We start from the raw sequence: 13479 nt of genomic DNA, 5'->3' as shown, positions 1-13479 counted from the left end.
CCTCTCCCTCTCTTTGCTTAACGGAGCGCTGCGTCCATCTCGGCCAGGATCGCGCGGGCGGCGTCCTTCGGATCCGGCGCCTTGACGATCGGGCGGGCGACGACAAGGTGGCTGGAGCCCGCTTTCAAGGCGTCTGCCGGTGTCATCACGCGCTTTTGGTCGCCCTTGTCGCTGCCGGCCGGGCGGATGCCCGGGGTAACGATCGCCATGTTAGGGCCAACGATCTTGCGGACGGCTGACGATTCCTCGGCCGAGCAGACGATGCCGCCCATGCCGGCGGCGAGCGCCTGTTCGGCACGGCGCAACACCAGGGTGTGCGGATCATATTCGTAACCGGCCGCTGTCAGATCCTGCTCGTCCATCGAGGTCAGCACCGTAACGCCGAGCAGGCAAAGATCGGACCCTTTTGCGGCCTCGACAGCCGCCTTCATTGCCTTCGGATAGGCATGCAATGTCAGCATCGACATGCCCATCTTGACGATGTTCTCGACACCCGATGCGATCGTGTTGTCGATGTCGAGAAGCTTCATGTCGAGGAAGATCTTCTTGCCGGTCTGGGCAAGTTCGCGGGCAAATTCCAGTCCGCCAGCAAAGACCAGCTGATAGCCGATCTTGTAGTAGAGAATGTCGTCGCCGAGCGTCGAAACGATCTTTTCCGCTTCGCCCAGTGTCGGAACATCGAGCCCGACGATCAACCGTTCGCGTGCGTTCATCGCATCCACCCCTGCCAGCTTTCAATGGGCGTCCAGTCGCATGATAAGCGCCGGTCTGCAAGGGAGAAAGCGTAGAGATTGCCGCCTCCGCCCGGCTGGTCGCGGTCGCGCCCAATCCGCTTTGCTTCCAGGTGGCATTTCAGCAGTGTTCCGACGCCGCCATGCCCGATGAAGGCGATCGGCTCGTCCGTATTGTGCGACGACAGGATGCGATCGACGGCGGAAACGATGCGGGCCTGCGCATCGATAGCGCGCTCCCAGCCTTTGAAGCTGAGGTCTGGATTGGCAAAGAACCAGTCGGCGGCTTTTTCGAATTCCGGAGGCGGCAGAAATCCGGTCGCCGACCGGTCGTTCTCATGCATGCCATGGACGATCTCAACACCGATCCCGGCGGATTCGGCCAGAATCTCTGCTGTCTCTATCGCCTTTGTTTCATCACTCGAAACGATCCGGCGAAGCCTTTTCGTCCAGCCGCTCGCGGCCGCCTGCCGGGTGCGCGCCACTCCTGTTTCCGACAGACCCCATTGCGGAACGGGGACGTCGGGATCGATCCTGACCTGTGGGTGGGTGATGTAGAGCGCGAACATCAGCCGCGGCGGTAGATCCAGAGCTGAGCCGGGGGGATGTTGCGGACGATGAAGTCGAAATGCTGGATGTGATAGCGATCCGGCCGCGCGATGATCGGCGAGACGGCCCCATAGGAAATCTGGACGACGGGCCGGCCAGCCGGAACGCGGTCGAGAAGGCTTTCCAGAAGTGCGCTGCGGGCCTGCATCGGAAAGTTCAGCAATGGCACGGCGGACACCACGGAATCGAACATCTGTCCCTTCAGTGCGCCGAGCGTCTTGTCGAGATCGAAAGCGTCGCCGTTGATGAAGTGGACGCCCGGATAGAGGCGAACGAGGTGCTCGTAGAAATCCGTCGAATATTCGATTGCGACAAGCTTTTCGGGCTTAACGCCGCGGCTGAGGATCGCCTTGGTGATCGCGCCCGTACCGGGTCCAAGCTCAAGCACCGGCAGACCGGAATTAAGGTTGATGACGCTTGCCATCTTCCTGGCGGTAATCGAGGAGGTGGGAACGATGGAGCCGACAGTCTTCGGCCCCTGCATCATTCCCTTGAAGAAACGGATTTCCTCATCGAACTTTTTGCCGAGCCGTTCTTTCAGCCGCAACGCCATGCCGTCCTCCTCGTCAAGCAACAAACCGCTGGCTATCTAATTGCAATCATCCGGCAGTAAAACAAGACCAAACGTCGCAATCTGAAAACTTTGCCCGCCAAATGCGACGCGCGTTTACACGCGCATCGGCATCAGAACGTAGAGAGCATCATCGCCAGCCGTGTCGCGAATGAGCGTCGGCGAACCGGCATCGGCGAGCAGGAAGATCGCCTGATCGCCGGAAAGCTGCGCCGTGATATCCAGCAGGTATTTGGCGTTGAAGCCGATTTCCATCGAATCCGTGTCGTAGCCGACGGCGACTTCTTCCGTTGCGCTGCCGGAATCCGGATTGTTGACCGTCAGCAGCAGCTGTCCGTCGGAAAGCGCCAGCTTCACGGCGCGGCCACGCTCGGACGAAATCGTCGAGACGCGGTCGACGGCCTGGGCGAAAGTGGTGCAATCGACGCGCATTTCCTTGTCGTTGCCGGTCGGAATGACGCGCTGGTAATCCGGGAATGTACCATCGATCAGCTTCGATGTCATGACGATCGAGCCGATGCTGAGGCGGATCTTGGCGTCGGAAACTTCAACGGTAACAAGTGCATCCGGGCTATCGACCAGCTTCTGCAACTCGCCGACGGTCTTGCGCGGAATGATGATGCCGGGCATGCCCTCGGAGCCCGAAGGCGCCTTCACGTCGGCGCGGGCGAGACGATGGCCGTCGGTCGCAACGGCGCGCAGCTTCAGGTCGCCTTCGCTTTCGATCGTGTGGAAGAAGATACCGTTCAGGTAATAGCGGGTCTCTTCGGTGGAGATCGCAAACTGGGTGCGATCAATCAGCATCTTGAGATCCGTTGCCTTCAGCTTGAAGGAATGGGTGAAGGTGCCGGCGGTCAGATCCGGGAAGTCGGATTGCGGCAGGCACTGCAGCGAGAACTTCGAGCGGCCGGACTGGACGGTCATCGAGCCGCCATCGGTCGATGTCGCAAGCAGGACTTCCGAACCATCGGGCAGCTTGCGGACGATGTCGTAGAGCAGATGGGCAGGAACGGTGGTCGCACCGGCCTGTTCGACATTGGCGGGCGTCGCTTCGGTGACTTCGAGATCGAGGTCGGTCGCCTTCATGTCGAGGTTCTGGCCGTCGGCGCGCAGCAGGATGTTGGACAGGATCGGGATCGTGTTCCGTCGTTCGACGACGCGGTGAACGTGGTTCAGCGACTTCAGGAGGTTGGAACGCTCAATCGTAATACGCATGGGATGCTACCGCTTTCGACCGTGACTGTCCGGGCGCGCGAGCGCGCCAGAAAAATGCCTTTCCGGCTCCATGGCCGGAGGAGTGGACGGGCAAAATGGCAGAACTTTGCCGGGCATTGCAAGGGGTGCAAGGCTTTGCAGGCCTGCAAAGGCGCATTTACCCAATGATCCTCACAGAAATCCGAACCCTTGCCGCGAACGAAGCCTGCGCGCATAAAGAGCCGACGCCAGAGAGGGCCTTTGAAATTGAGTAATGAAGAGACGGCGGGCGAGGGCGGCAAGCTTCGCACCTACCGCCTGCATAATGTCAGCATCCCCGCCCGCCCGCTCGAAGCGGCGCTGTATCTGGTCGCAACGCCGATCGGCAATCTCGGCGATATCACGCTTCGCGCGCTGGAAACGCTGGCGGGAGCCGATGTGCTCGCCTGCGAGGATACGCGTGTGACGCGCGTGCTTCTCGATCGCTACGGCATCCAGAATCGGCCCTTTTCCTATCACGAATACAATGCCGACGAGGCCGGTCCGCGTCTGATGCAGGCGATCGAGGCCGGAAAATCGGTTGCGCTGGTCTCGGATGCCGGAACACCGCTGGTCTCCGATCCGGGCTACCGTCTGGCGCAGACAGCCATCGAGACCGGCTACAAGGTTGTTCCGATCCCGGGTGCTTCGGCCCCGCTGGCGGCCCTCGTCGGTTCCGGTCTGCCAAACGAAGCCTTTCTTTTCGCCGGTTTTCTGCCGGTCAAGGACAAGGCGCGCCGCGACCGGCTGGGCGAATTCGCAACCACGCCGGCAACGCTGCTGTTTTTCGAGTCCCCGCATCGCATCGGCGCGACGCTGGCGGCTGCGGCCGATGTGCTGGGCGGTGAACGCCTTGCCTCGGTTTGCCGCGAACTGACCAAGACCTATGAGGAATTCCGCCGTGGCACGCTCGCGGAACTTGCTGCCCACTACGCCGAGAACGACAATGTGAAGGGCGAGATCGTCCTCGTCGTGGCACCGGCCGCCGAGAAGCCGGCCGATGCTGCCGATGTCGATGCGATCCTTGCCGATCTCTCGGGCACGATGCCGACAGCCAAGGCGGCAGCCGAGGCCGCAAAGCTGACGGGTCTGCCCCGCAAGGAGCTTTATCAGCGCTTGCTGGAGATGAAGGCGGATGAGCGGTAGCGGCCCTCGCGCGGACAGGCAGAAGGCGCTGCGCCGGGGCCGGTTCTCGGAATACGCGGCCGCACTGTTTCTTATCCTGAAGGGCTACCGCATCGCCGCCTTCCGCTATCGCACCAAGCTCGGCGAGATCGATATCATCGCCCGCAAGGGCGATCTCGCCATTTTCGTCGAGGTCAAAGCACGGCGTGACGAGCGCGGCGCGGTCGACGCTGTTTCTTATGCGGCTCAGAAACGCATCCGTGATGCCAGCGACCTCTGGCTTGCCCGCCAGCCGGCCAATCACCTTCTATCGCAGCGTTACGACATCGTGGCCGTGTTGCCCGGCCGCTTGCCCCGGCATTTCCCAAATGCCTTCTAGCGGCATTGCATAGGCGTGCAGACAGCCAGGCTTTGTAATTTTTCTGTCATGCAAATGTAAAGGAGGCGTCACGTAAGGCCTCTATTGGCTTCCTCACCCCAACAATTGGTGGAGAGGATTTATCCATGTTCAAGACGTTTTCTCTGGCCGCTGCCGCGGTCGTATTGTCTTCGTCGGCATCGTTCGCCGCAACCGAGATCACCTGGTGGCACGCCATGGGTGGCGAACTCGGGCAGAAGCTCGAGCAGATCGTTCAGAAGTTCAACGACAGCCAGACCGAATATCACGTGACCCCGGTTTTCAAGGGCACCTATCCTGAGACCCTGACTGCCGCTATCGCCGCTTTCCGTGCTGGTCAGCAGCCGGCTATCGTTCAGGTCTTCGAAGTCGGCACCGGCACGATGATGGCCGCCAAGGGCGCCGTCTATCCGGTTTACAAGCTGATGGCCGACGAGGGCGAGCCCTGGGATCCGTCGAAGTTCATCGCGCCTGTCGTCGGTTACTACTCCGATCCGGAAGGCAACATCCTGTCCTTCCCGTTCAACTCCTCGACGCCGATCCTCTATTACAACAAGGACGTCTTCAAGAAGGCTGGCCTCGATCCGGAAGTTGCCCCGAAGACCTATGCCGAACTGGCTGAGTTCTCGAAGAAGATCGTTGACTCCGGCGCTGCCAAGTGCGGCTTCACCATTACCTATGCTGCAACCTGGCTCGGCCTCGAAAACTTCTCGGCCATCCACGACCTGCCCTACGGCACGCTGCAGAACGGCTTTGGCGGCACCAAGGCTGAGCTGAGCTTCAACGGCCCGAACCAGGCTCGTCTCTGGAGCGACCTGAAGAAGTGGCAGGATGCCGGTTACTTCCAGTACGGTGGTCCGGGCGGCGGCCCCGATGCAGCTCCGAAGTTCTACTCGCAGGAATGCGCCATTTACATGGGCTCCTCGGGCTCGCGCGCTGGTGTGATCAACAACGCCAAGGCCTTGCAGGTCGGCTTCTCGACACTGCCCTACTACGACGACGTCACCAAGGATCCGAAGAACTCGATCATCGGCGGCGCAACGCTCTGGACGCTGAACGGCCAGAAGCCTGAGGTCTACAAGGGTGTTGCCAAGTTCTACACCTACCTCAGCCAGCCGGAAGTTCAGGCTGATTGGCACCAGTTCTCGGGCTATCTGCCGATCACCAATGCTGCCTACGATCTCGGCAAGTCGCAGGGTTATTACGACAAGAACCCGGGCTCCGACGTTGGCCTGAAGCAGATCCTGCGCGGCACGCCGTCCGAAAACTCCAAGGGCGTTCGTTTCGGCAACCTGACCCAGATCCGCGACGTTATCGACCAGCAGTTCGAAACCGTGCTGTCTGGCAAGCAGACCGCCCAGCAGGCGCTCGACGAAGCCGTCAAGGAAGGCAACGCCATCCTGCGCGAGTTCGAAGCCGCCAACTCGAACTAAGCTTTCGAAGCAGAAGCTGAGCCCTCCCCAGTCCGGGGAGGGCCTTTCCATATCGGGCGAGCCATGCAGACAAAGCGCACAATCTTCTCGAACCGCGTCCTGCCATATTTTCTTTTGGCGCCGCAGCTCGCAGTCACCCTGGTCTTCTTCATCTGGCCGGCCTTTCAGGCCTTCCGGCAGTCCTTCCTGCGCGAAGACCCCTTCGGCATGAAGACCACCTTTGTCTGGTTCGCCAATTATACCAAGCTCTTCGGCAGCACCGATTATATGAACGCGCTGTGGGTGACGCTGATCTTCTCGGTTTCCGTCACCGTGTTGTCGATGGGGCTGTCACTGCTCTTTGCTGTCTGCGTCAATCGCGTTCTGAAGAGCGGCCGCATCTATACGACGCTGCTCGTCTGGCCCTATGCCGTGGCGCCAGCGGCCGCCGGCCTGCTCTGGTGGTTCATGTTCAACCCCAGCATCGGCATCCTGCCCTATATCCTTCGCCAGTTCGGCTATGACTGGAACCACCGCCTCGACGGCAATGACGCGATGATCCTCATCGTCATTGCCTCGGCCTGGAAGCAGATTTCCTACAATTTCCTGTTCTTCGTCGCTGGCCTGCAATCCGTCCCGCAGTCGGTCATCGAGGCTGCATCGATCGATGGCGCCGGACCGTTCAAACGGTTCTGGACGGTGGTCTTTCCGCTGATCTCTCCGACCACCTTCTTCCTGGCGGTCATCAACGTCACCTATGCGCTGTTCGACACCTTCCCGATCGTCGATTCCACGACGTCAGGCGGCCCCTCGCAATCGACGAATACGCTCGTCTACAAGGTCTATGCTGATGGTTTCGTCGGCCTGAACCTTGGCCCGTCGGCGGCGCAGTCGGTGGTGTTGATGCTCATCGTTGTCGCCCTGACCGTCATCCAGTTCCGCTGGATCGAGAAAAAAGTCCAGTATTGAGGCCCGCGCGATGATCGAGAACCGTCCCTTTCTGAACTTTCTGACGCATTTCATCCTGATCGTCGGCGTCGTGACCGTGGTCTTTCCCGTCTACCTCGCCTTCATTGCGGCGACCCACGGCTCGACCGATTTCATGACCGGCCTAGTACCGCTTCTCCCCGGCGATCAAATGATCTCCAATTTCAGCCAGCTGCTCGGCAGCGGCAATTCCGTCGCCGGTGCGCCGCCATTTGCATTGATGCTGGCAAACAGCCTGGCGATGGCTGTCATGATCGCCGTCGGCAAGATCGCCATCTCGATCATCTCCGCATTCGCGATCGTCTATTTCCGCTTTCCGCTGCGCATGGTGGCCTTCTGGATCATCTTCCTGACGCTGATGCTGCCGGTCGAGGTCCGCATCCTGCCGACCTACAAGGTGGTCGCCGATCTCGGCATGCTGAATTCCTATCCGGGCCTCGTCATCCCGCTGATCGCCTCGGCGACCGCGACCTTCCTGTTCCGTCAGTTCTTCCTGACGATCCCGGAAGAGCTGATGGAAGCGGCCCGCGTCGATGGCGCCGGCGCCATGAAATTCTTCCGGGATATCCTGCTGCCGCTGTCGCGCACCAATATCGCGGCGCTGTTCATCATCCTCTTCATCTATGGCTGGAACCAGTATCTCTGGCCGATGCTGATCACCACCGATCCCGGCTATTACACCGCGGTCATGGGCATCAAGCGTCTGGCTTCGGTACTGGACGGCGATACACAATGGAACCTCGTGATGGCAGGCGTCATCCTCGCCGCCCTGCCGCCGGTTCTCATCATCATCGTCATGCAGCGCCTTTTCGTCAAAGGCCTGGTCGAAACGGAGAAATGATAATGGCCTCTATCGATGTAGAAGGCGTCGGCAAAATCTATCAGGGCGGCGTCAAGGCTGTCTCGGGTGTCGGCATCAACATCAGGGACGGCGAGTTCATCGTCCTCGTCGGCCCGTCCGGCTGCGGCAAGTCCACCCTGCTGCGCATGATCGCCGGTCTCGAGAGCATTTCCGAGGGACAGGTGAAGATCGGTAACCGCGTCGTCAACAATGTCGAACCGGCCGATCGCGACATCGCCATGGTGTTCCAGAACTATGCGCTTTACCCGCATATGTCGGTCCGCCAGAACCTCGAATATGGCCTGAAGAACCGCAAGACGCCGAAGAACGAGATCGACGCTCGCGTGGCCGAAGCCGCCCGCATGCTGCAGATCGAGCAATATCTGGAGCGCAAGCCGAAGGCTCTCTCGGGTGGTCAGCGCCAGCGCGTCGCCATGGGTCGGGCCATCGTCCGCAAGCCGGCCGTCTTCCTCTTCGATGAGCCGTTGTCCAACCTCGATGCCAAGCTTCGCGTCTCGATGCGCGGCGAGATCAAGCGTCTGCAACGCCGCCTCGGCACCACCTCGATCTATGTCACCCACGACCAGCTGGAAGCGATGACGCTGGCGGACCGCCTCGTCGTCCTGAATGGTGGCGAGATCGAACAGATCGGCGCGCCGCTCGACGTCTACCACACCCCGGCCTCCACCTTCGTCGCCAGCTTCATCGGCTCACCGGCCATGAACCTCCTGAAGGCGGAATTGCATGGCGACAAGCTGGCGATCGGCCCGAGCCTGATCGACCTCGCAGGCAACGCTCCGGCCTCCGGCCCTGTTACCATCGGCATGCGTGCTGAGGACCTGCGTCTCGCGCGCCCGGACGAATATGCCATGCCGCTCGCCGTCGAATATGTCGAGGAACTGGGCTCGCAGCGCCTCGTCCACGGTATGCTCGGCGATCAGCAGCTGACTGCGGTCGTCTCGCCGGAAACGCCGCTCGCCGGCGAAATGCGCTTCGTCATCGCCCCCGAAAAGCTTCACTTCTTCGCAGCCGATAGCGGCAAGCGGATCGGTGCCGGCGTCGCGGCCAGCACAAGCGCGCCGGTCGCCGCCGAGCCAGTCCAGTAGGCTTCGTCAGGAACCGTTAAAATTTTAGCGGCTGCTTGAACGCCTCTCTTACGACTTGTCTGTTATTCCGCGAACATTGGGGTAGCAAACGGGGTGTTTCATGGCCTGGAAGCTTATGCTTGCAAGTGCGGTCGCAATGGCTGCGCGCACGGTGCCGTATGCTGTGGCGATGCCGCGCGGCAAATCCTTCATCGCGCATTCGAGCGACCATCTGCCGATGAAGTCGACGCCGATCAACCCGGACTGGGTGGTCAGCGGCGACCCGCAGGCCCGCACCGCCGAGCATTCACGCGGCCACGACGAAGCTTCGCTGACAGCGATCTGGGATTGCACCGCCGGTGAGTTCCGCTGGTTCTTCGGCTGGGACGAGACGGTGATGATCATCGAGGGAGAGGTCCATATCACCGCTGAAGACGGCACCGAGCGCACACTCCGCGCCGGCGACGTCGCCTTCTTCGCCGGCGGCACCTGGGCCAGCTGGCGGGTCGATAATTACGTTCGCAAGGTTGCCTTCCTGCGCAAGCCCTTCCCGAAGCCGGTGGCGCTCGCCTACCGCCTCCGCAACATGCTGCGCAACACCGGACAGCAAGGCCTCGCGGCCTGAAGAAACCTTGATCGCGATATCACGAAGCCATTGATTGGCCGTTGCGTTCAGCCGTCTTGCGACCTACATCTGTCCGGCATTCAGTGAGGGACGGAAATGGCCAAGATCAAGAACGTAGCGGTCCAGATGGACCATGTTTCGGGTATCAACATCGCAGGCGATTCCACCTTCGCCATGAGCCTTGAGGCGCAGACCCGGGGCTACAAGCTTTTTCATTACACGCCGGATCGTCTGAGTTTCCGCGATGGCCAGGTCTTTGCCTCGGTCGAGCCGATGATCCTGCGCGACGTCAAGGGCGACCATTTCGAGCTCGGCGCCCCCGAGCGCATCGATCTCTCGACCATGGATGTCGTCCTGCTGCGTCAGGATCCGCCCTTCGATATGGCCTATATCACCTCGACGCATCTGCTCGAGCGCATCCACCCGAAGACACTCGTGGTCAACGATCCGGCCTGGGTGCGTAACTCGCCGGAAAAGATCTTCGTCACCGAATTCGCCGATCTGATGCCGAAGACGCTGATCACCAAGGACGCCGCCGAAATCCGCCGCTTCCGCGATGAGATGGGCGATATCATCCTCAAGCCGCTCTACGGCAATGGCGGCGCCGGTGTCTTCCACTCGACCAAGGACGACCGCAACCTTTCCTCGCTGCTCGAAATGTTCGGCCAGCTCTTCCGCGAGCCCTTCATCGCTCAGCAATACCTGCCTGACGTGCGCAAGGGCGACAAGCGGATCATCCTCGTTGACGGCGAACCTGTCGGCGCCATCAACCGCGTTCCGGCGGAGCATGACAGCCGCTCCAACATGCATGTCGGCGGCCGCGCCGAGGCGACCGAGCTGACGGCGCGCGAGAAGGAAATCTGCAAGCGCATCGGCCCGGCTCTGAAGGAGCGCGGCTTCCTGCTGGTCGGCATCGACGTCATCGGCGACTACATGACGGAGATCAACGTCACCTCTCCGACCGGATTGCGCGAGGTCGCAAAGTTCGGTGGCGCCGATATTGCCAGCCTTCTCTGGGATGCCATCGAGCGCAAGCGTCCCTAAAACGAGTGTTTTGTTCTCATTTTGACGGCCCAATACAACCAGCTGCAACCTGAACGCAGCGGGCGCGGGAATCTGTTCGTTTATTGTTCTTGTTTTATTCCGTTTTCCATGCCAGATTGCAATTGGCGGCCATGATGGGTCGTAAAACGCGATGTAGTTGGTTGCGGGGGCAGGGGCATGGTCGCGCGCGTCAGTACGGTTGCATTTCAGGGCATTGAAGGTGTGCCGGTCGAAGTCCAGGTGATGGTCGCTCCGGGCAAGGTCGGCATGCAGATCGTGGGTCTTCCCGACAAGGCCGTAGCGGAAAGCCGCGAGCGGGTTCAGGCCGCCCTTCATGCGTCGGGGCTGGCGCTTCCGGCCAAGCGGGTCACCGTCAATCTGGCACCCGCCGATCTTCCAAAGGAAGGCTCGCATTTCGATCTGCCGATCGCGCTCGGCCTGATGGCGGCGCTCGGCGCCATTCCCGGCGATGCGCTCGCGGATTATGTCGTGCTCGGCGAACTCAATCTGGATGGCACGATCGCCCCGGTTGCCGGTGCGCTTCCGGCGGCGATCGGTGCCAACGGGCTTGGTAAGGGCCTGATCTGCCCGGCCGACAGCGGCCCGGAAGCGGCATGGGCCGGGACCGGCCTTGATATTCTGGCGCCGAGAAGCCTGATCGCCCTCGCCAATCATTTCCGCGGTACGCAGGTCCTGTCGCGCCCCGAGCCGTCGATCCGCGCCAACGCCGCCAACCTGCCCGATCTTGCGGATATCAAGGGTCAGGAGAGCGCCAAGCGCGCGCTCGAGGTCGCAGCGGCCGGAAATCATAATCTGCTGATGGTCGGTCCGCCCGGTTCGGGCAAGTCGATGCTCGCGGCGCGCCTGCCGTCGATCCTGCCACCGCTTTCGGCCGCCGAGTTGCTTGAAGTCTCGATGATTCACTCGATCGCCGGGCAGCTCTCCGGCGGCAAGCTTTCCGATCGCCGTCCGTTCCGCACCCCGCATCATTCCGCGACCATGGCCGCCATGGTCGGCGGCGGTCTCCGGGCAAGGCCCGGCGAGGCGTCGCTTGCCCATCATGGCGTGCTCTTTCTCGATGAATTTCCGGAATTCTCGCCACAGGCGCTGGATGCACTGCGCCAGCCGCTGGAGACCGGCGAATGCATCATCGCCCGCGCCAATCACCGGGTCTCCTATCCGGCCAGTATCCAGCTGGTCGCCGCCATGAACCCCTGCCGTTGCGGGATGGCGGGAGAGCCGGGCCATAGCTGCGCCCGCGGGCCGCGCTGCCAGTCCGACTATCAGGGGCGGATCTCCGGCCCGCTGATGGATCGCATCGATATCCGCATCGACGTACCGGCCGTGGCAGCAACGGACTTGATCCGGCCGATGCCGGCTGAGGCAAGCAGCACGGTGGCGGCCCGCGTTGCACGGGCGCGAGACTTGCAGGCCGACCGGTTCATCGCTGCAGGCCTCGGCGGCATCGTCACCAACGCGCGCTGCTCGACGGCGCTCATCGAGAAATACGCCGAACCGGATGCCGGCGGCTTGCAGCTGTTGCGGGATGCGGCCGAGAAGATGCGCTTCTCCGCCCGCGGCTATCATCGCGTTCTGAAAGTCGCACGTACCCTTGCCGATCTAGATGGAAAGACGACTGTCGGCCGTATCCATCTGGCTGAAGCGATCTCCTATCGGATCGCAGGCGAGCGGCTGACGGCTGCAGCATGAAGGGAAGCGAATAGTGAGTAGCGAATAGCGAATAGAAAAAGAAAAGCTTGCTGGGCGCTTAGGGCCGAGCAAGCTTCGCTATTCGCTATTCGCTATTCGCTATTCGCTGATCAGCTCCCGAGCCCATCAAATAGCGCCGTCGAGAGATAGCGCTCGGCAAAGGACGGGATGATCACCACGATGGTCTTGCCGGCATTTTCCTCGCGGCTACCGACCTTGATGGCGGCGGCGAGTGCCGCACCGGACGAGATGCCGACCGGCACGCCTTCGAGCCTGGCGACCAGACGGGCGGTTTCCATGGCCAATGCGCTGTTGATGGTGACGACCTCGTCATAGATCTTCGTGTCGAGGATGGCGGGCGCAAAGCCGGCGCCGATGCCCTGGATCTTGTGCGGGCCGGGCTGGCCGCCGGAGAGAACCGGCGATTCTTCCGGCTCGACGGCGATCACCTTGATGCCGGGCTTCTTCGACTTCAGCACCTGTCCCGCGCCGGTAATCGTACCACCGGTGCCGATGCCGGAAACGAAGATATCGACTGCGCCGTCGGTATCGTTCCAGATTTCCTCTGCCGTCGTCTTGCGATGGATTTCAGGGTTGGCCGGGTTTTCGAACTGCTGCGGAATGATCGCGTCAGGCAGGGTCGAGGCCAGTTCCTCGGCCTTGGCGATCGCGCCCTTCATCCCTTTCGGTCCCTCCGTCAGCACCAGCTCGGCGCCAAGCAGCGCCAGCATCTTGCGGCGCTCGACGGACATGGTTTCCGGCATCGTCAGGATCAGCTTGTAGCCCTTGGCGGCGGCGGCGAAGGCAAGCGCGATACCGGTGTTGCCGGAGGTCGGCTCGATCAGCGTCGTCTTGCCGGGCGAGATCTTGCCCTGCGCTTCCAGGCTCTCGATCATCGCCACGCCGATACGGTCCTTGACCGAGGCGATCGGGTTGAAGAACTCGAGCTTCGCCAGCAGGTTGGCCTTCACGCCCTTTTCCTTGGCAAGCTTGTCGAGGCGCACGATCGGCGTATCGCCGATAGTCTCGGTGATCGACGAGTAGATGCGGCCGCGGCCCGGTTTTTTCGACATGAGTGCTCTCCTTGAAGTGTGTTGCGCAGACAATAG

Annotated in this window: 15 protein-coding genes; 10 read left to right on the top strand and 5 right to left on the bottom strand. The window is 61.5% G+C overall.

What is annotated here, in order from left to right:
* Positions 1–17: 17 nt before the first annotated feature.
* The 4 genes from pyrF to dnaN all read right to left on the bottom strand — a co-directional run bounded on the left by pyrF (position 18) and on the right by dnaN (position 3126).
* A complete protein-coding gene (gene pyrF / locus AC1DV9_RS08525) occupies positions 18–713 on the bottom strand; it encodes an orotidine-5'-phosphate decarboxylase (protein ID WP_112514358.1) in 696 nt (231 codons plus the stop codon).
* Positions 710–1300 (bottom strand): histidine phosphatase family protein, encoded by a 591-nt coding sequence (locus AC1DV9_RS08520; RefSeq protein ID WP_112514159.1) that lies wholly within the window; start codon positions 1298–1300, stop codon positions 710–712. Before AC1DV9_RS08520 ends, pyrF begins: the two co-directional genes overlap by 4 nt.
* On the bottom strand, positions 1300–1893 hold the full coding sequence (pmtA, locus tag AC1DV9_RS08515; protein ID WP_112514357.1) for a phospholipid N-methyltransferase PmtA: 594 nt from the start codon (positions 1891–1893) through the stop codon (positions 1300–1302). Before pmtA ends, AC1DV9_RS08520 begins: the two co-directional genes overlap by 1 nt.
* A gap of 114 nt (positions 1894–2007) precedes the next feature.
* Positions 2008–3126, bottom strand: coding sequence for a DNA polymerase III subunit beta (dnaN, locus tag AC1DV9_RS08510; RefSeq protein ID WP_112385183.1), 1119 nt, complete (start codon positions 3124–3126; stop codon positions 2008–2010).
* Between the two features lie 95 nt (positions 3127–3221).
* On the opposite strand from dnaN, the gene AC1DV9_RS08505 reads away from it, so the two are divergent.
* The 10 genes from AC1DV9_RS08505 (at position 3222) to AC1DV9_RS08460 (ending at position 12370) form a co-directional block, all read left to right on the top strand.
* The gene (locus AC1DV9_RS08505; RefSeq protein ID WP_162698717.1) at positions 3222–3380 is read left to right on the top strand and encodes a hypothetical protein; all 159 of its coding nucleotides are present in this window, start codon (positions 3222–3224) and stop codon (positions 3378–3380) included.
* A complete protein-coding gene (gene rsmI / locus AC1DV9_RS08500) occupies positions 3373–4290 on the top strand; it encodes a 16S rRNA (cytidine(1402)-2'-O)-methyltransferase (RefSeq protein ID WP_112385184.1) in 918 nt (305 codons plus the stop codon). Before AC1DV9_RS08505 ends, rsmI begins: the two co-directional genes overlap by 8 nt.
* Positions 4280–4648 carry a YraN family protein gene (locus tag AC1DV9_RS08495; protein ID WP_112514158.1) on the top strand — a complete coding sequence of 123 codons (369 nt, stop codon included), beginning with the start codon at positions 4280–4282 and terminating at the stop codon, positions 4646–4648. The genes rsmI and AC1DV9_RS08495 overlap by 11 nt, the downstream gene beginning before the upstream one ends.
* A 125-nt stretch (positions 4649–4773) precedes the next feature.
* Positions 4774–6099, top strand: coding sequence for a sn-glycerol-3-phosphate ABC transporter substrate-binding protein UgpB (ugpB, locus tag AC1DV9_RS08490; protein ID WP_477947224.1), 1326 nt, complete (start codon positions 4774–4776; stop codon positions 6097–6099).
* 63 nt (positions 6100–6162) lie between these two features.
* On the top strand, positions 6163–7047 hold the full coding sequence (gene ugpA, locus AC1DV9_RS08485) for a sn-glycerol-3-phosphate ABC transporter permease UgpA (protein WP_112514157.1): 885 nt from the start codon (positions 6163–6165) through the stop codon (positions 7045–7047).
* Positions 7048–7057: 10 nt separating this feature from the next.
* Positions 7058–7906 (top strand): sn-glycerol-3-phosphate ABC transporter permease UgpE, encoded by an 849-nt coding sequence (gene ugpE, locus AC1DV9_RS08480; protein WP_477947223.1) that lies wholly within the window; start codon positions 7058–7060, stop codon positions 7904–7906.
* 2 nt (positions 7907–7908) lie between these two features.
* Positions 7909–9012: a sn-glycerol-3-phosphate ABC transporter ATP-binding protein UgpC gene (gene ugpC, locus AC1DV9_RS08475; RefSeq protein ID WP_112514156.1), complete on the top strand. Its 1104-nt coding sequence runs from the start codon at positions 7909–7911 to the stop codon at positions 9010–9012.
* A 100-nt stretch (positions 9013–9112) separates the two neighbouring features.
* Positions 9113–9616, top strand: coding sequence for a cupin domain-containing protein (locus AC1DV9_RS08470; RefSeq protein ID WP_112385190.1), 504 nt, complete (start codon positions 9113–9115; stop codon positions 9614–9616).
* 96 nt (positions 9617–9712) lie between these two features.
* Positions 9713–10660, top strand: coding sequence for a glutathione synthase (gshB, locus tag AC1DV9_RS08465; RefSeq protein WP_112514155.1), 948 nt, complete (start codon positions 9713–9715; stop codon positions 10658–10660).
* A gap of 177 nt (positions 10661–10837) precedes the next feature.
* Positions 10838–12370 (top strand): YifB family Mg chelatase-like AAA ATPase, encoded by a 1533-nt coding sequence (locus AC1DV9_RS08460; RefSeq protein ID WP_112514154.1) that lies wholly within the window; start codon positions 10838–10840, stop codon positions 12368–12370.
* A 110-nt stretch (positions 12371–12480) separates the two neighbouring features.
* On the opposite strand, the gene cysK is transcribed toward AC1DV9_RS08460, so the two are convergent.
* Entirely contained in the window at positions 12481–13443 is a 963-nt protein-coding gene (cysK, locus tag AC1DV9_RS08455; RefSeq protein ID WP_112385193.1) for a cysteine synthase A, read from the bottom strand.
* Between the last annotated feature and the right edge of the window lie 36 nt (positions 13444–13479).

The sequence above is a fragment of the Rhizobium sp. 01L410 genome, from assembly GCF_056400165.1.
This window is presented reverse-complemented; position numbering and strand designations above follow the sequence as displayed.